Origin of the sequence: Nocardioides sp. InS609-2, assembly GCF_023208195.1 — a bacterium.
Lineage (GTDB): Bacteria > Actinomycetota > Actinomycetes > Propionibacteriales > Nocardioidaceae > Nocardioides.
On the sequence record NZ_CP060034.1, the window covers coordinates 590,996 to 610,067 of the forward strand.

Below are 19,072 nucleotides of genomic sequence, written 5' to 3' on the forward strand. Positions count from 1 at the left end.
ATGACCGCCGAGCTGATCGACACCAACGCCTCCGAGATCGCCTCCGAGTTCGTGAAGGCGCGGCGCCGGGCCGGCAGCCCGGCCATGGGCATGGTGATGACCCTCATCATCGTCGTCGACGAGGACGACGTGGAGGGGGCAATGCAGGCCGCCCGGGCTGCGTCGCACGAGCACCCGGCCCGGGTGCTCGGTGTGATCCAGGGCGACGCTCGGGGTGCTGGCGCGATCAACGCGCAGGTAGGCATCGGCTCGGGCTGGACCGGCGAGACCGCGCTCATCCGCCTCAAGGGCGAGGTCGTCAAGCACGCCGAGTCGGTGGTCCTGCCGCTGCTCCTGCCCGACTCCCCCGTGGCCATCTGGTGGCCCACCGATGCCCCCCACGACCCCGCAGCCGACCCGCTCGGCGCGCTGGCGACTCGCCGCATCACCGACACCGCGGCCGTCACCCGCGGCAAGACGGTCGCCATGCAGCGCCAGTGCGCGGCGTACTCCGCCGGCAACACCGACCTCGCCTGGACCCGCATCACCCCCTGGCGCGCGCTGCTGGCCGCCGCCCTCGAGCAGCACCCGCTCAAGGTGCAGCGGGCGTCCGTGTCGGCCGAGCGCATCTCGCCCAGCGCCGACCTGCTCGTGGCCTGGCTGAGCAGCCGGCTCAAGGTGCCCGTCGAACGCCACGGCTCCGGTGGCCCCGGCATCACCGAGGTCGTGATGCAGACCAAGGAGGGACCCATCCGGATAAGCCGGGCTGACGGCCGGCTGGCGACGTTCTCCTCCCCCGGACAGCCCGATCGCCCGGTGGCGCTCAAGCGGCGCGAGCTGCCCGAGCTGCTCGCCGAGGAGCTGCGTCGCCTCGACGAAGATGACATCTACGCCGCCACTGCCGCCCAGTTGGTGCGACTGGAGGCTCGGGCGTGAGCACCCCTGAGGTGATCGTGCACGAGGACTCCGGCACCCTCGCCGGCGACATCGCGAGCCGGCTGCTCGAGGCACTGGAGCTGGCCCAGGCCGGCGGAGGCGTGCCTCAGATCGGGCTCACCGGTGGCTCCATCGCCGACGCGGTGCACCGCGAGGTCGCCCGCCGGGCCGTCGACTCCTCGGTCGACTGGTCGCGCGTGGTCTTCTGGTGGGGCGACGAACGCTTCGTCCCCGGCGGTTCTCCCGATCGCAACGCGACCGCGGCCCGTGCCGCGTTCCTCGACACGGTCGGCGTCGACCCCGCCCGCGTGCACGAGATGCCTGCTGCCGACGGTGCGCTCGACCTGGACGCCGCAGCCGCGGCGTACGGCGAGGAGCTGCGTGAGTCCGGCAGCGGCGCGTTCGACGTGCTGATGCTCGGCGTGGGTCCGGATGGCCATGTCGCGTCGTTGTTCCCGGGTCACCCGGCGCTCGACGTCGAGGACCAGGTCGCCGTGGCGGTGCGCGAGTCACCGAAGCCGCCACCCGACCGCATCTCACTGACGTTCAGCGCGCTCGCCCACAGCCGTCAGGTGTGGTTCCTGGTCAGCGGCGCCGAGAAGGCCGCGGCGGTGGCCGCTGGGCTCGCCGACGAAGGGTCGGTGGGGGCCACCCCTGCCCGCGGCGTACGAGGTCAGGACTCCACCGTGTGGCTCATCGACTCCGCGGCGGCATCGCAACTCTGAGCCAGTCCGTGTGCTTCCTGACCCGAAAGGGCGCCTGTGCGGGGCGCCTGGAGGTGCTTCTCAGGTCAATCGGCGTCGGGATACCCGGCCAGCCGGGTATCACTGCAGAAACGAGACGGTCGTATCAGAAGATGATCTCGCCGGACTTGCGGCGAGAGCGGAGCAGCGCGATGGCCTCTTCGAGGATGTCGGCCGCCTCGGCGTCGGAGCGGCGCTCCTTCACGTAGGCCAGGTGCGTCTTGTAGGGCTCGATCTTGGGCGCGGGCGGAGGGTTCTCGGAGTCCCGGCTCGCCGGCAGACCGCACTTGGGACAGTCCCACGACTCGGGGACGGCCGCCTCGATGGCGAACGTCACCACCGAGCGGTGCTCGTGCGAGCAGAAGTAGGTGACGGCCTGGCGTGGGGCCGACTCACCCCGCTCCGCTTCGCCCATCGGACCAGCACCGACCCGACTACCGCGGATCGCATTTCCAGCACCAGCCACGTCAGTTCCTCTCTCTCACGAAGTCTCAGACGTTGTAGGCCAGGAGCAGGCCCAGGGCAACGATGCAGGAGAACCAGATGACCCCGACGCCCACGGTGAAGCGGTCGAGGTTGCGCTCGGCGACCGATGAGCCGCCCAGCGTGGAGGACACTCCACCACCGAACATGTCAGACATTCCGCCGCCGCGGCCCTTGTGGAGCAGCACCAGGAGGATGAGGATCGCGCTCGTGATCACGAGCAGGACGTCGAAGACCAGAATCACGGTGCGAAGCCTACGTCACGCCGTCGCGATCACAGGACGGGCATGTCATAGAAACGGCAAACTCCGCCGAACTCGTCGGCCTGCAGGCTCGCGCCGCCCACCAGCGCGCCGTCGACATCCGCCTTCTGCATGATCCCGGCGACGTTCGAGGCCTTCACGGAGCCGCCGTACAGGATGCGGCAGCCGTCGGCCGCGGCGTCCCCGTGCACCTCGCGGAGGCGTTCGCGGATGGCCGCACAGACCTCCTGCGCGTCGTCCGGAGTGGCTACCTCGCCGGTGCCGATGGCCCAGACGGGTTCGTAGGCGATGACGAGAGCAGCGACCTGCCCGGCGGTGAAGCCCGCGAGCGATCCGTCGACCTGGGCCAGCGTGTAGGACACCTGGTCACCCGCCTGGCGGATCTCTAGACCCTCGCCGACGCACACGATGGGGGTCATCCCGGCGGCCAACGACTTGTGCGCCTTGGCGTTGACGACCTCGTCGGTCTCGGCGTGGTACTCGCGGCGCTCGGAGTGGCCCACCACGACGTACGAGCAACCGAGCTTGGCCAGCATGGCCGCGGAGATCTCGCCGGTGTAGGCACCGTTGTCCTGCGTGGAGACGTCCTGCGCGGCGTACCTGATCGACAGTCGGTCGCCGTCGACGAGCGTCTGCACGGACCTCAGGTCGGTGAACGGCGGCACCACGACAACCTCGACCTTGCCGTAGTCGTGGCGCTTGTCGGACAGCGTCCACGCGAGCTTCTGGACGAGCACCACCGCTTCTTGGTGGTTGAGGTTCATCTTCCAGTTGCCCGCCATCAGCGGGGTGCGTGCATTGGTGGCCATGCCAAGTCCTTCTGGTGGGAGCGCTTCGGGTGTCAGGGGCGTTCGAGGACGGCGATGCCGGGCAGTTCCTTGCCCTCGAGGTACTCCAGGCTGGCACCGCCACCCGTGGAGATGTGCCCGAAGGCCGCTTCGTCGAAGCCGAGGGTGCGTACGGCGGCCGCGGAGTCGCCGCCGCCCACCACGGACAGGCCGTCGATCTTCGTGAGGGCCTCGGCGACCGCACGGGTGCCGTCGGCGAATACGTCGACCTCGAAGACCCCCATCGGACCGTTCCAGAAGACCGTGCGAGCGTCGGCGAGCGCCGCCGCGAACGCCCGAGCCGAGTCGGGTCCGATGTCGAGGCCGAGCGCGTCAGCCGGGATGGCGTCTGCGGCCACTACCTTGGGCTCGGGCTGTCGGTCGCCGGACGGGAATGCGGTGTCGACGACGATGTCGGTCGGCAGCACGATCTCGACGCCCTTGGCCGTCGCCTGCTCGAGGTAGCTGCGACAGACGTCGAGCTGGTCGTCCTCCAGCAGGCTCTTGCCCACCTCGTGGCCCTGGGCCTTGAGAAAGGTGAAGACCATGCCGCCGCCGATGAGGAGCTTGTCGGCCTTGTCGAGGAGGTTGTCGATGACGCCCAGCTTGTCGGAGACCTTGGAGCCGCCGAGGACGACGACGTAGGGCCGCTCGGGGTCCACGGTCAGCCGGCGCAGGACGTCGATCTCGGTCGCCACGAGGCCACCCATGGCACTCGGCAGCCGCAGCGCGACGTCGTACACGGAAGCCTGCTTGCGGTGCACGACACCGAACCCGTCGGAGACGAACACGTCGCCGAGCTGGGCGAGCTGGTCGGCGAATGAGCCGCGGACGTCGTCATCCTTGCTGGTCTCACCGGAGTTGAAGCGGACGTTCTCGAGCACCGCCACGTCACCGTCGGCGAGGCCGTCGACCGTCTGCTGCGCGCTCTCGCCCACCGTGTCGGTCGCGAACGCCACCGGTCGGCCCAGCACCTCGCCGAGACGCTCAGCGACCGGAGCAAGAGAGTACGCCGGGTCCGGGGCACCGTCGGGACGACCGAGGTGCGCCATCACGACGACGCGCGCCCCGGCCTCGGCCAGCTGGGTGATGGTGGGTGCGCTCGCCCGGATGCGGCCGTCGTCGGTGATGGTGCCTGCGTCGAGTGGCACGTTCAGGTCGGAGCGGACCAGCACCCGCTTGCCGGCCAGGTCTCCCAGAGAGGCGACTCCCAACGATGCCGTGTCGTGGGCTGTGCCCGACATCAGAGCGTGGCGCCCACGTGCGCGATCAGGTCGACGAGGCGGTTGGAGTAACCCCACTCGTTGTCGTACCAGCCGACGACCTTGACCTGGTTGCCGATGACCTTGGTCAGTGGAGCGTCGAAGATGCAGGACGCCGGGTCGGTCACGATGTCGGTGGAGACGATCGGGTCGGTGGAGTACTTGAGGAAGCGGCCGTCGGCGGCCTTCTCGATGATCGAGTTGACCTCCTCGACCGTCGTCTCGCGGCCGGCCTCGAACGTGAGGTCGGTGGCCGAGCCGGTGGGCACGGGCACGCGCAGGGCGAAGCCGTCGAGCTTGCCCTTGAGCTCGGGCAGGACCAGGCCGATGGCCTTCGCGGCACCCGTCGAGGTCGGGATGATGTTGAGCGCTGCGGCCCGGGCACGACGCAGGTCCTTGTGGATGTTGTCCTGCAGGTTCTGGTCGGCCGTGTAGGCGTGGATCGTCGTCATCAGGCCCTTGACGATGCCGAGGTCGTCGTTGAGCGCCTTGGCCATCGGGCCGAGGCAGTTCGTGGTGCACGACGCGTTGGAGATGACGTGGTGGGTCGCCGGGTCGTACTTCTCGTGGTTGACGCCCATCACGATCGTGATGTCCTCGTTGGAGGCGGGCGCCGAGATGATGACCTTCTTCGCGCCGGCGTCGATGTGCGCCTTCGCCTTGGTGGCGTCGGTGAAGAACCCGGTGGACTCGACGACGACGTCGACGTCGAGCTCGCCCCACTTGAGCTTGGCCGGGTCACGCTCGGCAAATGCCGCGATGCTCTGGTCACCGACCTTGATGGACGTCTCGTCGGACGACACGTCGGCATCGAGCCGACCGAGGATCGAGTCGTACTTCAGCAGGTGCGCGAGTACGGCGTTGTCGGTGAGGTCGTTGACCCCCACGATCTCGATGTCAGCACCCGACGCGCCTACGGCGCGAAAGAAGTTGCGGCCGATGCGGCCGAAGCCGTTGATTCCCACACGAACAGTCACAAGTGTCTCCTGGCAGCGTTGGTCGATCAGGCGATGCGACCCTATCGCGCTGGCGGGGAGGGGGCCCGTACGACCCATCCGGCGTACGTGCAGGTAATCGGGAGCGGGCGTCGGTCAGGCGTCCTCGGCGAGCATGTCGGGCGTCAGGGACGCCTCGGTGTCGGGGATGCCCAGCTCCTCGGCGCGCTTGTCGGCCATCGCAAGCAGACGCCGGATGCGGCCCGCGATGGCGTCCTTGGTGAGCACCGGGTCGTGCAGCTGGCCGAGCTCCTCGAGCGAGGCCTGCTTGTGCTCCAGGCGCAGGTGGCCGGCGAGCTCGAGGTGGTCGGGCACCTCCTCGGCCAGGATCTCGAGGGCGCGCTCGACGCGGGCACCGGCGGCCACGGCGGCGCGGGCCGAGCGACGCAGGTTGGCGTCGTCGAAGTTGGCGAGCCGGTTGGCCGTGGCCCGCACCTCTCGGCGCATCCGGCGCTCCTCCCAGGCCATCAGCGACTCATGGGCGCCGAGCCTGGTCAGCAGCGCACCGATCGCGTCACCGTCGCGGATGACGACCCGGTCGACCCCGCGCACCTCGCGGGCCTTGGCCTGGATGCCCAGGCGACGGGCGACGCCGACGAGGGCCAGGGCGGCCTCCGGGCCGGGACAGGTGACCTCGAGGGCGGACGAGCGGCCGGGCTCGGTGAGCGAGCCGTGGGCGAGGAAGGCGCCCCGCCAGGCGGCGACGGCGTCACAGCCACCGCCGGAGACGACGGCCGGCGGCAACCCGCGGACCGGTCGGCCGCGCTGGTCGAGCAGGCCGGTCTGCCGGGCCAGCGCCTCGCCGTCCTTGACGACGCGGACGATGTAGCGGCTGCCCTTGCGGATGCCGTTGCCCTGCACCATCACGACGTCGGACTGGTGGCCGTAGACCTCGGAGATGTCCTTGCGCAGCCGTCGCGCGGCTGCACCTGTGTCGAGCTCGGCCTCGACCACGATCCGGCCGCTGACGATGTGGAGTCCCCCGGCGAATCGAAGCATCGAGGCGACTTCAGCCTTGCGGCAACAGGTCTTCGTGATCTGCGTGTTGGCCAGTTCGGCCTTCACCGGTGCGGTCATCGCCATGCGTGCGATCCTGCCATGCGCGTCAACGACCCTCACCAGTCAGGATGCCCGCCAGTGCCTCCCCGAGCAGAGCGGGGTCGTGAGCGGGAGTGCCGTCGCTGCGTGCGACGTCGGCGATCACGAGCTGGCCACCGAGGTCGAGCACCGCCTTTTCCAGTGCTTCGACGTCGGCAACACTGCCCGCATCGGCCAGCACGGAGTGCACGGTGAGGTCGGGCGCCAGCTCGCGGAGCACGGCCAGGTGGTCCTCGGGCGCGAAGCCGGGGGTCTCTCCCGGCTGCGCCTCCAGGTTGAGTACGACGACCAGCCGGGCACCGCGGGCCACGACTGCCTCGCGCAGCTCGGGCACCAGCAGGTGCGGGATCACCGAGGTGTACCAGGAGCCAGGCCCGAGCACGACCCAGTCGCTCTCGTGCACCGCGGCCACGGCCTCGGTGCACGCGGACACCGGCTCGGGCTCGAGGAAGACGCGCTCGATGCGTCCGTCGGTGGTCGCGATCTCGACCTGACCGTGCACGCGGGTGTGGGCATCCGGATCTCCCGCAACCAGGCCAGTGACGTCGGCAGTGATGTCGATGGGGGTGGTCGACATCGGCAGCACGCGACCACGGGCGCCCAGCAGCCTGCCCACCAGGTCGAGGGCGGCCACCGGGTCACCCAGCTGCTCCCAGAGCCCGACGATCAGCAGGTTGCCGACCACGTGGTCGCGCATCTCGCCGTCGCCGGCGAACCGGTGCTGCAGCACCTCGGCCCAGGTCTGGCCCCAGTCGTCGTCGCCGCAGAGGGCGGCCAGCGCCATCCGCAGGTCACCGGGTGGCAGGACGTCGAACTGGCTCCGCAGGCGACCCGACGAGCCACCGTTGTCGGCGACGGTCACGACGGCGGTGACGTCACGCGCCACCCGGCGCAGTGCCGAGAGGGAGGCGTGCAGCCCGTGACCACCTCCTAGGGCGACGACCGAACAGTCGACCTCCGGCACGTCACTCCCGCCCGAGGTCACGGTGGACGGCGCGGGTGTCGTAGCCGCGGTCGCGGAGCCGTTGCGCGATCTCCTCGGTCATCGCCACGCTGCGGTGCTTGCCACCGGTGCAGCCGATCGCGATCGTCATGAACCGCTTGCCCTCGCCGAGATAGCCGTTGGCGGCGATCTCGAGCACCGGCAGGTAGCCGTCGAGGAACTCCGCGGCCCCGGGCTGGCTCTTGACGTAGTCGGCCACGTCGGCGTCATGGCCGTTGTGGGCCCGCAGCTCGGGCACCCAGTGGGGGTTGGGCAGGAACCGCATGTCACCCACGAAGTCGGCGTCGACCGGGATGCCGTACTTGAAGCCGAAGCTGATCACGGTCACCTTCAGCCGGGTCGCCTGCGCCGACCCGAAGTGCTCCGCCACCCGCTTGGTCAGCTGGTGCACGTTGAGGTTGGTGGTGTCGATGACCAGGTCGGCGTCGCCGCGGACGCTGGCCATCGCCTGACGCTCCCGGGCGAGCCCGTCGACGAGCCGGCCTCCACCCTGGAGCGGGTGCGGGCGGCGGGCGGCCTCCTGGCGGCGTACGAGGACGTCGTCACTGGCCTCGAGGAACAGCAGGGTCGTCGGCCGCCCGGTGACCAGCTGCTGGCGGTTGGCGTGCAGGGCGTCGAAGAACGAGCCCGAGCGCACGTCGGTGACCACGGCGATCGGCTGGCTCACGCCTCGGCTGTCGTCGACGAGGCGTACGACGTCGCGCACCAGCGCGGGCGGCAAATTGTCGACGACGTAGAAGCCGAGGTCCTCGAGCTCCTTGGCGGCCGTGCTGCGCCCGGCACCGGTCATGCCGGTGACCACGACCAGCTCGCCGGGCTGCGGAGTCGCACTCTCGGACATCAGTCCTCCTCGATCTCGCCCGTGGCGGTGTTGACGCGCATCGGCTGCGGCGTGGGTCCAGTCTTGCGGGTGGCGTCGGCTGCGGCGAGCGCGTCCTTGATGGCCCTCGAGGTGGTCGGTCCGATGCCGGGCACGAGAGCGATCTCGTCGACCTCGGCGGCGCGCAGCTTCTTGAGGGAGCCGAAGTGCTTGATCAGCGTCCTGCGGCGCACCTCACCGAGCCCGGGTACGTCGTCGAGAAGGCTCTCGACCATCGACTTGGAGCGCCGCCCGCGGTGGTGGGTGATGGCGAACCGGTGGGCCTCGTCGCGGACCCGCTGGAGGAGGTAGAGGCCTTCGCTGGTGCGGGCGAAGATCACCGGGTCGTCCTCGGCGGGCAGCCACACCTCCTCGAGCCGCTTGGCCAGGCCGCACACCGGGATGTCGTTGATGCCGAGCTCGGCCAGCGCCTGTTGGGCGGCGGCCACCTGCGGCGGACCACCATCGACGACCACGAGGCCGGGCGCGTAGGCGAACTTGCGGGGCCGGCCGGTCTCGGGGTCGACGAGGAGGGGGGCAGGCTGCTCCGCTTGCGGAGCACCCTGCCCCGCCGTCGGAGCCGCTTGTTCATCAGCCTGCTTCGCCTGCTCGTCGAGCAGCCGCCGGAAGCGCCGGGTGATGACCTGGCGCATGTGGGCCACGTCGTTCTGGCCGTCGGCGTCCTTGATGACGAAACGGCGGTACTCGCTCTTGCGGGCCAGCCCGTCCTCGAAGACCACCATCGACGCGACGATCTCGGTGCCCTGCAGGTTGGAGACGTCATAGCACTCCATGCGCAACGGCACCTCGTCGAGCGAGAGCGCCTGCTGGATCTCCTCCAGCGCGCGGTTGCGGGTGGTCAGGTCGCTGGCCCGCTTGGTCTTGTGGAGCATCAGCGACTGCCCGGCGTTGCGGGCCACCGTCTCCTGGAGCGACTTCTTGTCACCGCGTTGCGGCACCCGGATCGCGACCTTGCTGCCGCGCAGCTCGCTGAGCAGCTGCTCCATGGTGGCGTGGTCGGAGGGCAGCGCCGGCACCAGCACCTCACGCGGGATCGACTCGGAGTCGCCGCCGTAGAGCTGGAGCAGGAAGTCCTCGACCAGTGCCGCGGTGTCGCCCTCGTCGGCGCGGTCGGCCACCCAGCCGCGCTGGCCGCGGATCCGGCCGCCACGCACGTAGAAGATCTGCACCGCGACCTCGAGCGGATCCTCGGCCAGCCCGATCACGTCGGCGTCAGTGCCGTCGCCGAGCACGACGGCCTGCTTCTCCAGGGCCCGGTTGAGGGCGCCGAGGTCGTCGCGCAGCCGGGCCGCCTTCTCGAAGTCGAGCGCTTCCGACGCGGCGTACATCTCGCGCTCGACGCGCTTGACGAACGCGCTGGTGTTGCCGGCCATGAAGTCGCAGAAGTCGTCGACGATGGCGCGATGATCGGCGGCGCTGATGTTGCCCACGCACGGCGCCGCGCACTTGTCGATGTAGCCCAGCAGGCAGGGCCGCCCGATCTGCGATGAGCGCTTGAAGACACCGTTGCTGCACGACCGCATCGGGAAGACCCTCAGCAGCAGGTCGACGGTCTCGCGGATCGCCCAGGCGTGCCCGTAGGGCCCGAAGTAGCGGGTGCCCTTGCGCTTGGCCCCCCGCCCGACCATCACGCGCGGGAACTCGTCGTCCACCGTGACCGCGAGCCACGGGTAGGACTTGTCGTCGCGGTACTTGACGTTGAAGCGCGGGTCGTACTCCTTGATCCAGCTGTACTCCAACTGGAGCGCCTCGACCTCGGTCTTGACGACGGTCCACTCGACGCTCGCGCCGGTAGTGACCATCGAGGCGGTGCGGGAGTGCAGGTTGCCGATGTCCTGGAAGTACGACGACAGCCGGGACCGCAGGTTCTTCGCCTTGCCGACATAGATGACGCGACCCTTGGCATCCCGGAAGCGGTAGACACCCGGCTGCGTCGGGATCGACCCGGCAGCCGGGCGATAGGACGCGGGTGAAGCCATGCGGCAACCCTACGGGCCACCACCGACGGTGCCGGCGGTCGGTGGATCAGGCCAGCGCGATGTTGTCGCCGTCGACGACGATCTCGACGGCGGCGAGGGCAGTCGTCGCCGGACCGGCCTGCGGAGAGCCGTCCTCGAGGGAGAACTGGCTGCCGTGGCAGTTGCACGGAATCACCCCGTCGGAGCCCGACGAGACGAGGCAGCCCTGGTGCGTGCAGACGGCCGTGAAGCACTTGAACTCGCCCTCGGTGGGCTGGGTCACCACGACCTTGGCGTCGGCGTAGACGGCGCACGCACCGACCGCGATGTCGGAGGTCTTGGCGAGGACGTCTCCCGAGGTGTTCTCGGTGCCGCCGTCGGACGACGGTGACTCGTCGGCGGCGCAGCTCACGAGCAGCGGCACCCCGACTCCGGCAACGGCGGCTGCGGAGAGTGCGGTACGGCGGTTGAGTCCTGTGGCCATGGCCCTGATCCCTTTCGTGGGGTCAACGGTCGAAGTGATTGAACCGGACACTGGTCAGCCGAATGAACCCGCCCGCGAGCAGACTGTGCTCCTGCAGGTAGTGCGAACTACTTCTTCGCGGTCGCCTTCCTGGCGGTCTTCCTGGCAACGGTCTTCTTGGCCGGCGCCTTCCTGGCAGCGGCCTTCTTGGCGACCGGCTTCTCCTCCGCGGCCTTCTTGGCCGCTCTCTTGATGCCGGCCTTCGTGGTGGGCGCCGGGGGCGGCGGCGCCTTGCGCGGCTTGCCGGGCTGGGTGGCGTGCCGGCCCTCGAGCAACGGCTTCAGGAAGCTGCCGGTGTAGCTGTCGGGGTGGGCGGCGACCTCCTCGGGCGTGCCCTCGGCGACGACGAAGCCGCCCCGCGAGCCGCCCTCAGGCCCCATGTCGATCAGCCAGTCTGCCGTCTTGATGACATCGAGGTTGTGCTCGATGACCATCACGGAGTTGCCCTGGTCGACCAGTCGGCCCAGCACCAGGAGCAGCTTGCGGATGTCCTCGAAGTGCAGGCCGGTGGTGGGCTCGTCGAGCACGTAGACGGTGCGGCCGGTCGAGCGCTTCTGCAGCTCGGTGGAGAGCTTGACCCGCTGGGCCTCACCGCCGGAGAGCGTCGTGGCCGGCTGTCCGAGCCGGACGTAGCCCAGCCCGACCTCGCCCAGCGTCTTCATGTGCCGCGAGATCGCGGGCACCGCGGCGAAGAAGTCGGCGGCCTCCTCGATCGGCATGTCGAGGACCTCGGCGATGGTCTTGCCCTTGTAGTGCACCTCGAGCGTCTCGCGGTTGTAGCGGGCGCCGTGGCAGACCTCGCAGGGCACGTAGACGTCGGGCAGGAAGTTCATCTCGATCTTGATCGTGCCGTCGCCCGAGCACGCCTCGCAGCGGCCGCCCTTGACGTTGAAGGAGAACCGGCCCTGGAGGTAGCCGCGCATCTTCGCCTCGGGCGTCGAGGAGAACAGCTTGCGGATGTGGTCGAAGACGCCGGTGTAGGTCGCCGGGTTGGACCGCGGCGTGCGGCCGATCGGCGACTGGTCGACGTGGATGACCTTGTCGACGTGCTCGAGGCCGCTGAGCTTCTGGTGCCGGCCGGGCACGGCCCGGGCGTTGTAGATCGTCTTGGCGAGCGAGGTGTAGAGGATGTCGTTGACGAGCGTCGACTTGCCCGAGCCCGAGACGCCCGTCACCGCCACGAACATGCCGAGCGGGAACGAGACATCGACGTTTTGGAGGTTGTTCTCGTGGGCGCCGTGCACCCGCAGCTCGCGGCCCGAGGTGCGCGGCCGGCGGATGGCCGGCACCGGGATCTCGCGACGGCCGGAGAGGTACTGGCCAGTCATCGAGTCGGGGTGGTCGAGCAGGCCCTGGACGGAACCGCTGTGCACCACCTGACCGCCGTGCTCGCCGGCACCCGGACCGATGTCGACGACCCAGTCGGCGTGCCGGATGGTGTCCTCGTCGTGCTCGACGACGATCAGGGTGTTGCCGAGGTCCTTGAGCCTCACCAGGGTCTCGATCAGTCGCTGGTTGTCGCGCTGGTGGAGGCCGATCGACGGCTCGTCGAGGACGTAGAGGACGCCGACCAGGCCGGCGCCGATCTGGGTGGCCAACCGGATGCGCTGGGCCTCGCCGCCCGACAGCGAGCCGGACGGCCGGTCGAGCGAGAGGTAGTCGAGCCCGACGTCGAGCAGGAAGTTGAGCCGCTCGAGGATCTCCTTGAGCACCCGCTCGGCGATCTGCTTCTCGCGCTGGCTCAGCTCGATCGTGCGCAGGAACTCGGCGGTCTCGTTGATCGGCAGGTGGCACACGGCCGCGATGGACTTGCCACCGAGCGTGACCGACATCGAGACCGGCTTCAGCCGGCTGCCCTCGCACGAGGGGCACGGCACCTCGCGCATGAAGCCCTCGAACCGGTCGCGGCTGGTGTCGCTCTCTGCCTCCCGGTGCCGGCGCTCGATGTAGGAGCGCACACCCTCGAAGGCCGCGTAGTAGGCACGCTGGCGGCCGTAGCGGTTGGTGGTGACGACGTGCACCTTGGTGGGGTGCCCGGTGAGCAGCGCCCTCTGGGCGGGGGCGTCGATCTGGTCCCACGGGGTGTTGAGGTCGAAGCCGAGCTCCTCGCCGAGGGCGTGCATCAACCGGAGAAAGTAGTCGGCCACGTGCGCGCCGCTCCACGGCGCGATGGCACCCTCACCCAGCGTCGCCGTCGGGTCGGGTACGACGAGCTCGGGGTCGACCTCCATGCGGGTGCCGAGGCCGTGGCAGGCGGGGCAGGCGCCGAAGGGAGAGTTGAACGAGAACGAGCGCGGCTCGAGCTCGTCGGTGTCGATCGGGTGCTCGTTGGGGCACGCCATCTTCTCGGAGAACCGCATCTCACGGTCGGCGTCCTTGGCGGGCAGGTCGACGAAGTCGAACAGCACGAGGCCGCTGGCGAGGTTGAGCGCGGTCTCGACGGAGTCGGTGAGCCGGCGCTTGGACGACTGCTTGACGGCCAGTCGGTCGACGACGACCTCGATGGTGTGCTTCTTCTGCTTGTCGAGTTTGGGGGTGTCGTCGAGGGCGTGCGTGTCACCGTCGATGCGGGCACGAGAGAAGCCCTGGGCCTGCAGCTCCTTGAAGAGCTCGACGTACTCGCCCTTCCGGCCGCGGATCACCGGGGCCAGCACCTGGAAGCGTCGGCCCTCCTCGAGCGCGAGCACCCGGTCGACGATCTGTTGCGGCGTCTGCCGCTCGATCGGCGCGCCACAGGTCGGGCAGTGCGGGCGGCCGGCCCGGGCATAGAGCAGCCGGAGGTAGTCGTAGACCTCGGTGATGGTGCCGACCGTGGAGCGGGGGTTCTTGGACGTGGACTTCTGGTCGATCGAGACCGCGGGCGAGAGGCCCTCGATGAAGTCGACGTCGGGCTTGTCCATCTGGCCGAGGAACTGGCGCGCGTAGGCCGACAGCGACTCGACGTACCGACGCTGGCCCTCGGCGAAGATCGTGTCGAAGGCCAGGCTCGACTTGCCGGACCCCGAAAGGCCCGTGAAGACGATGAGCGAGTCTCGAGGGAGGTCGAGGGAGACGTCCTTGAGGTTGTGCTCGCGGGCGCCGCGGATGATGAGCTGGTCGGCCACTGGAGTCCTACGGGTCGGCGTGTGGGTGTTCGAACAAGTGTTCGTCATCCTACCGGTCGCGGCAAGCGCGCCACGCCGGCCAGAACACACTCTCACGAGCCACCGACAGTCTCGAAATGAGCCTGACGTGAGCCTGAACTCGGCCGTCTCAGAGCCGGGCCACGAACCTCCGGCCGCGCAGCGCCTCCTCGAGCAGGCCGACCCCGCGGCGTACGGCGAGCAGCCTGGCCTCCTCGGCCTGGAACGTCATCACGGCGGCCTCGACCACCTCGAGGTCGGCCACGTCTCGCAGGTCGGCGCGGCACTGGCTCAGCCCGCGGCGGACGGCGGCCTGCTGGGCCTCGATGTGCAGCACCGCGAAGCGCGCCAGCACCACGATGTGGCGCCGAAGCGCCGCGTGCTGTCGGTAGTCGGCCGGGCAGATGTCGAAGAGCCAGTTGACGGCGGTGCGCTCCCAGTCGGGAGCATCGGGCGGCCGGACGGCCGGGGGCCAGCCGGGTGGTGCAACGAGGACTGCCATGCCACCAGCTTACGCGTGGTTCGAACAGGTGTTCTAGTCGAGGGGCTTGAACTTCTGCGCGAAGAGCTCCTCGAGGTGGGCCAGGTCGGGGTCGCGCAGGCCGGCGGCCTCGTGCCGCCACCAGACATCGGGATAGACCAGCCGGCCCGTCATCCAGTCCTCGCGGCCCGGGAGGAGCACGACCTGGAAGGCCTGCTCGGGTGTACGTCGCGACGGCGGCTCGAGCCCGTGCAGCGCGGCCCGCTCGAAGCCGCGCACGCCGTAGAAGAAGGGACTGCCCTCCAGGCACAGCATCGGCCGCCCGGTCGCGCGCGCCGCTTCGATCGCCGCCTCGATCAGGGTCGTCCCGATGCCCTGCTCCTGGCGGTCCGGCCGGGTGCTGAGCGGGCTCAGCATGGCGACGTCGACCAGCTCGCGTCGGGCATCGAGCCACGCGTGGCTGACCCCGACATGCCCGACAACCTCGTCGCCGCGTGCGTCGACGGCGACCAGCTCGGCCAGCACGTAACCGGACTGGCGCACCTCGGTCCACAGCGAGGAGACCTCGGGACCCTCGTCACCGAAGGCCGCCTCGATCACCGCTCCGACAGCGTCGTGGTCACTCTCGCGCACCGGCCGCAGCGAGTACGCCGCGGGCGAGGTCATCGCAGGTGTTCCTCGACCCGCTCCACCTTGGCGGTCAGCTGGCCGGTGTCGTAGCCGCGGCGCAGGTCGGCCTTGAGCACGAGCCCGACCCGCGGCGAGGTCGCGGCGACCTTGAACACGGCTTCCTTGACGACGGCCATCACCTCGTCCCACTCCCCCTCGATGTTCGTGAACATCGAGTTGGTCTCGCACGGGAGCCCGGAGTCGCGGATGACCTGCACGGCCTCGGCCACCGAGGCGGCCACGCCTCCGGTCTCGTCGGCTCCGGCAGGACTGATGCTGATGGCAACGATCATGCGGCACACCATAGTGTCCTGTCGGGTTGACGGGCCTACTACTCGTTGTTGTTGACGGCGGCGCAGTAGCCGGCGAGTCGTTCGAGGGTTTCGTCGGCGAGGGCTTTCACGCTGAGGCGTGCCGAGCGTTGCAGCTTCTTGGTGGTCAGGGCTGAGAGCCAGCGCTGACCAGGCTCATCCAAGACCCGCAGGCCGGCGTGATGTGGAAGTGGTGCCGCTTGTGACGCAGCAGCCATTGCCGGACCTGCGGGTCTTGTGGGTGTAGAGGCTGTCCAGGACGACGCGGGCGTCGAGCTCGGCGGGCCTCGCTGTTGACCTGGTTCAAGACGCGACGAACTCGGCTAGCGACATTGATCTGTGGCTCAGGCCTCAGCAGGGACTGGTGAAACCGAGAGCCCGATTTGGCAGGCCTACTCCGTAGCGCGAGCGGCCAGTTCGGCTTCGGCATGCTGTCGGACCGTGTCGAGCACGCGCGCGGTGAGGTGCAGGTCAGCTTCATCGATCCCCCGGAGGAGGTCCTGGGTCATCTCGGTGACCGCGTGGCGAGCTGTTCTCAGCTGCGCGTTCCCTTCGGGAGTCAGTTGGTGCTGGTCGTCGAACAGCTCTCGTGACCGCAGGGCCCCAACGGTCTCCATCACCCGCTCGCTGGACGTCTTGAGCGCAGTCGCGATGGCTTGGACGGTTTCGGCAGACGGGAGGTCGGCAGCTGCGATGTTGAGCGCGACCCACTCCTCATAGCTTCGAATGCCGCTCGGCGCCAAGACGATAGGCAAGAGTGCTCGCAGCGCGTTCTCGGTGGGTCCGATCACGGCGGGTAGGGATATTCCGGCCATCGAGGGCCTCCTCACTTGTTGGTGTCACCAATGATAGTCGATTGTTGGTAACACCAACAGATAGGGTCTGTATGTGCCAACCTCTACGCGGCTCGACGATCTGCCTACCTGGCTATTGAGCCAGGCGTCGATGCGGGCGCACCGCATCCTGCGTCGCAGCCTCGGGGAGATCGGCGCCAGCGGCTACGACTACCGGGTGCTGTCTGCATTGGCCGACCTTGGCGAACTGACCCATGCGCAGATCGGCTCCGCAACGTCCTTGGATCGACGAGATGTGAGCGACGCGGTCAGGTCGTTGGAAAGCGATGGGCTGCTGATACGCGGACCCCACCCGAGCGACGCTCGGATGACCCTGGTCACGATCAGTGACGAGGGAGCCGGGCGCCTCGCCGACCTCGACCGCACCTTGGGTGAGATCCAAGCTGAGGTACTTGGCCCTCTGACGGGACCCGAGCGCAGGGAACTGGCGCGACTGCTAGGCAAGCTACAGCCTTGAGGAGTCGTGGCCGATCACCCGTGGGTCTGTTGCACGAATAGGTGACAACCAAATTGTGCAGCAGACCCGACGCGCCCTTTCCCACCAAAAGGTCTACGAACAACCTGACAGGACACCGGCAGATCGTGTCGAACTCGTTTTTATGTATATATTCGATAGAGTTACATCATGTTGAGCACCCCCTCCCCCGATGCCGCCCCCACCGCAGTCCGCATCGCCGTGATCGGCGGCGGCGCGGCCGCCGTCATCGCCACTGTCCACCTCTTCCGCGCCGCGACCCGGCCACTGGACGTGCACATCATCGAGAAGGCCGCCTCGGTCGGCCCGGGCCTGGCCTACCGCACCCGCCACCCGCGGCACACGGTCAACAACTTCGCCGAGCGCCTCAGCGCTGTCGAGGACGACCCGCACCACCTCATCCGCTGGTGCGCGAGTCGGGGGCTCGACCTCGGCGCCCGGTCGTTTCCCTCGCGCAAGCTCTACGGCGAGTACCTCGCGGCCGCCCTCGACGACGTCGACGTGCCCGCGGGCTCCGTGCTGCGTCGTACGGCGGGTGAGGTAGTCGACCTCGAGCGCTCGCCCGGCGAGTGGAAGGTCGTCTTCCGCGAGGGCTGGACCGCCCCCGCCGACCAGGTCGTGCTGGCACTGGGCAACCCGCCGCCGCGCACGCTCCCCCGGTATGCCGACCTCGGCGACGCCTTCGTCGCCGACCCCTGGACCACCGACGGCGGCGACCTGGAGGCCCGGGCCGCCGGCGCCCGACGCATCCTGCTCGTCGGCACCGGCCTGACGATGGTCGACATCGCGGCACAGCTGCACCAGGCGCTGCCCCGTGCCGAGCTGACCGCGATCTCGCGACACGGGCTGTTGCCGACCGCGCACGTGGCCGAGCCCACCGACGGCACCGACTGGCGCGACGCCGTCGACGGCGTGCGAGCGCACGCCAACCAGCTGTGGGCCGGCCTCTCTGCCCAGGACCAGGGCCGGTTCGCCGAGGAGTACGCGCGCCGCTGGGACGTCGTACGGCACCGGATGTCGCCCGCCATGTCACACCACGTCTCCGGCCTGCGTCGCAGCGGCGCGCTGGTGCTGCGCAGGCCCGACGACGTACAGCCGGAGTCATTCGACCTGGTGGTCAACTGCACCGGCTTCCGGTCGTTCGCCACCCGCGGCTGGAACCCGCTCGTCGACGCCCTCCTCGACGAGGGAACCATCCAGCCCGACCGGCTCGGCGTCGGCGTCCAGGCCGTGCAGCCCGGGCACCCGGTCGACACCGAAGGCCGCGTCCGCGACGACATCCACCTGCTCGGCGCGGCCCGCAAGGGCCTCGAGTGGGAGGTCACCGCGATCCCCGACCTGCGCTCGCAGGCCACGGCACTCGCGGCCGACGTCGCTGCCCGGACCTGTCCGATCAGCGCCTGACAGTCAGAGCAGGGAGCGCGCCAGCAGCAGCACCGCAGACCCCGCACACACGACGAGTACGACGCGGCGGAACGCCTCCCGCGGGATGCGGCCGCGCGCCTTCAGACCGACCACGAAGCTGGCGACCACGATCGGCAGGAAGCACACGGCCAGCCACATCGAGGCCGCGGGCATCTGGTCGGTGGCCGCGAAGAGCGCCACCGACAGCACGGTGCCCACGAAGAAGAACACCGACAGCGTGGCCCGCGTCTCCTGCGGCGACCGGTGCGCGAACAGGATCGCCATCGGCGGGCCACCGATCGACGTTGCCGTGCCCGACGTACCGGCTGCGAAGCCGGCGAGGAACAGCCGCGCCGGAGTGAACCGCACCTCCACGACCCGGACCGCGAGTGCGACCGCCACCAGCACCATGACCCCGACCGCGATGCCGAGCACCCGGTCGGAGACGAGCGCCACCAGCCAGACGCCCAGCGCGGTCCCCGGGATCCGGGCCGGCAGCGCCCACCTGATGGCCCACCAGTTGACGTGCCGCCACTCCGCGAGAAGCACGAAGAGCGAGAGCGGCACCGCGAGCCACAGCATCAGCGTCGGCGCCAGCGACGGCTGGAGCAGAGCCACGAAGGGTGCGCCCAGCAGGCCCAGCCCGAGGCCGACCACCGACTGCACGAACGCCCCGAAGGCGATCACCACCGCCAGCACGATCACGACGTCGAGCGGCACCCCGGCGATGTCACTCATGGATCCATTCATTCATGCGGGACGACCCCGAGGTGGTCTCGGGGTCGCCTCAGGCGCCGCCGGGGTCG

21 protein-coding genes are annotated in these 19,072 nt (G+C 69.5%); 4 read left to right on the forward strand and 17 right to left on the reverse strand.

The window, feature by feature from the left end:
* Positions 1-915, forward strand: a complete 915-nt coding sequence (locus H4Q84_RS03205) for a glucose-6-phosphate dehydrogenase assembly protein OpcA (RefSeq protein WP_248581963.1) — start codon at positions 1-3, stop codon at positions 913-915.
* Entirely contained in the window at positions 912-1,640 is a 729-nt protein-coding gene (gene pgl / locus H4Q84_RS03210) for a 6-phosphogluconolactonase (protein WP_248581964.1), read from the forward strand. The genes H4Q84_RS03205 and pgl overlap by 4 nt, the downstream gene beginning before the upstream one ends.
* Before the next feature lie 124 nt (positions 1,641-1,764).
* On the opposite strand, the gene H4Q84_RS03215 is transcribed toward pgl, so the two are convergent.
* The 16 genes from H4Q84_RS03215 to H4Q84_RS03290 all read right to left on the reverse strand — a co-directional run bounded on the left by H4Q84_RS03215 (position 1,765) and on the right by H4Q84_RS03290 (position 16,324).
* Entirely contained in the window at positions 1,765-2,124 is a 360-nt protein-coding gene (locus tag H4Q84_RS03215) for an RNA polymerase-binding protein RbpA (RefSeq protein ID WP_282580306.1), read from the reverse strand.
* 25 nt (positions 2,125-2,149) lie between these two features.
* Positions 2,150-2,386 carry a preprotein translocase subunit SecG gene (gene secG / locus H4Q84_RS03220; RefSeq protein ID WP_248581966.1) on the reverse strand — a complete coding sequence of 79 codons (237 nt, stop codon included), beginning with the start codon at positions 2,384-2,386 and terminating at the stop codon, positions 2,150-2,152.
* Positions 2,387-2,415: 29 nt separating this feature from the next.
* On the reverse strand, positions 2,416-3,213 hold the full coding sequence (gene tpiA / locus H4Q84_RS03225; RefSeq protein ID WP_248581967.1) for a triose-phosphate isomerase: 798 nt from the start codon (positions 3,211-3,213) through the stop codon (positions 2,416-2,418).
* Between the two features lie 32 nt (positions 3,214-3,245).
* A complete protein-coding gene (locus H4Q84_RS03230) occupies positions 3,246-4,475 on the reverse strand; it encodes a phosphoglycerate kinase (RefSeq protein WP_248581968.1) in 1,230 nt (409 codons plus the stop codon).
* Positions 4,475-5,470 (reverse strand): type I glyceraldehyde-3-phosphate dehydrogenase, encoded by a 996-nt coding sequence (gap, locus tag H4Q84_RS03235; protein WP_248581969.1) that lies wholly within the window; start codon positions 5,468-5,470, stop codon positions 4,475-4,477. Before gap ends, H4Q84_RS03230 begins: the two co-directional genes overlap by 1 nt.
* A 114-nt stretch (positions 5,471-5,584) precedes the next feature.
* Entirely contained in the window at positions 5,585-6,571 is a 987-nt protein-coding gene (whiA, locus tag H4Q84_RS03240) for a DNA-binding protein WhiA (RefSeq protein WP_248581970.1), read from the reverse strand.
* Between the two features lie 22 nt (positions 6,572-6,593).
* A complete protein-coding gene (yvcK, locus tag H4Q84_RS03245) occupies positions 6,594-7,550 on the reverse strand; it encodes a uridine diphosphate-N-acetylglucosamine-binding protein YvcK (protein WP_248581971.1) in 957 nt (318 codons plus the stop codon).
* Position 7,551: 1 nt separating this feature from the next.
* A complete protein-coding gene (gene rapZ / locus H4Q84_RS03250) occupies positions 7,552-8,430 on the reverse strand; it encodes an RNase adapter RapZ (RefSeq protein ID WP_248581972.1) in 879 nt (292 codons plus the stop codon).
* A complete protein-coding gene (uvrC, locus tag H4Q84_RS03255) occupies positions 8,430-10,448 on the reverse strand; it encodes an excinuclease ABC subunit UvrC (protein ID WP_248581973.1) in 2,019 nt (672 codons plus the stop codon). The genes rapZ and uvrC overlap by 1 nt, the downstream gene beginning before the upstream one ends.
* 46 nt (positions 10,449-10,494) lie before the next feature.
* The gene (locus tag H4Q84_RS03260; RefSeq protein WP_248581974.1) at positions 10,495-10,911 is read right to left on the reverse strand and encodes a Rieske (2Fe-2S) protein; all 417 of its coding nucleotides are present in this window, start codon (positions 10,909-10,911) and stop codon (positions 10,495-10,497) included.
* A 107-nt stretch (positions 10,912-11,018) separates the two neighbouring features.
* Positions 11,019-14,054, reverse strand: coding sequence for an excinuclease ABC subunit UvrA (gene uvrA / locus H4Q84_RS03265; RefSeq protein WP_248581975.1), 3,036 nt, complete (start codon positions 14,052-14,054; stop codon positions 11,019-11,021).
* A gap of 148 nt (positions 14,055-14,202) precedes the next feature.
* Complete coding sequence (locus tag H4Q84_RS03270; RefSeq protein WP_248581976.1) at positions 14,203-14,574, reverse strand: hypothetical protein; 372 nt, start codon at positions 14,572-14,574, stop codon at positions 14,203-14,205.
* Between the two features lie 33 nt (positions 14,575-14,607).
* Positions 14,608-15,219: a GNAT family N-acetyltransferase gene (locus tag H4Q84_RS03275; protein ID WP_248581977.1), complete on the reverse strand. Its 612-nt coding sequence runs from the start codon at positions 15,217-15,219 to the stop codon at positions 14,608-14,610.
* Positions 15,216-15,515, reverse strand: a complete 300-nt coding sequence (locus H4Q84_RS03280; RefSeq protein WP_248581978.1) for a thiamine-binding protein — start codon at positions 15,513-15,515, stop codon at positions 15,216-15,218. Before H4Q84_RS03280 ends, H4Q84_RS03275 begins: the two co-directional genes overlap by 4 nt.
* 38 nt (positions 15,516-15,553) lie before the next feature.
* Positions 15,554-15,697, reverse strand: a complete 144-nt coding sequence (locus H4Q84_RS03285; RefSeq protein ID WP_248581979.1) for a hypothetical protein — start codon at positions 15,695-15,697, stop codon at positions 15,554-15,556.
* 228 nt (positions 15,698-15,925) lie between these two features.
* Entirely contained in the window at positions 15,926-16,324 is a 399-nt protein-coding gene (locus tag H4Q84_RS03290) for a hypothetical protein (RefSeq protein WP_248581980.1), read from the reverse strand.
* 97 nt (positions 16,325-16,421) lie between these two features.
* Between H4Q84_RS03290 and H4Q84_RS03295 the strand changes: the two genes are divergently transcribed.
* On the forward strand, positions 16,422-16,844 hold the full coding sequence (locus tag H4Q84_RS03295) for a MarR family transcriptional regulator (RefSeq protein ID WP_248581981.1): 423 nt from the start codon (positions 16,422-16,424) through the stop codon (positions 16,842-16,844).
* A gap of 168 nt (positions 16,845-17,012) precedes the next feature.
* Positions 17,013-18,266 carry an FAD/NAD(P)-binding protein gene (locus tag H4Q84_RS03300; RefSeq protein WP_248581982.1) on the forward strand — a complete coding sequence of 418 codons (1,254 nt, stop codon included), beginning with the start codon at positions 17,013-17,015 and terminating at the stop codon, positions 18,264-18,266.
* Positions 18,267-18,269: 3 nt separating this feature from the next.
* Here H4Q84_RS03300 and H4Q84_RS03305 read toward each other — a convergent pair whose 3' ends face one another.
* Entirely contained in the window at positions 18,270-19,004 is a 735-nt protein-coding gene (locus H4Q84_RS03305; RefSeq protein WP_248581983.1) for a sulfite exporter TauE/SafE family protein, read from the reverse strand.
* Positions 19,005-19,072 lie beyond the last annotated feature (68 nt).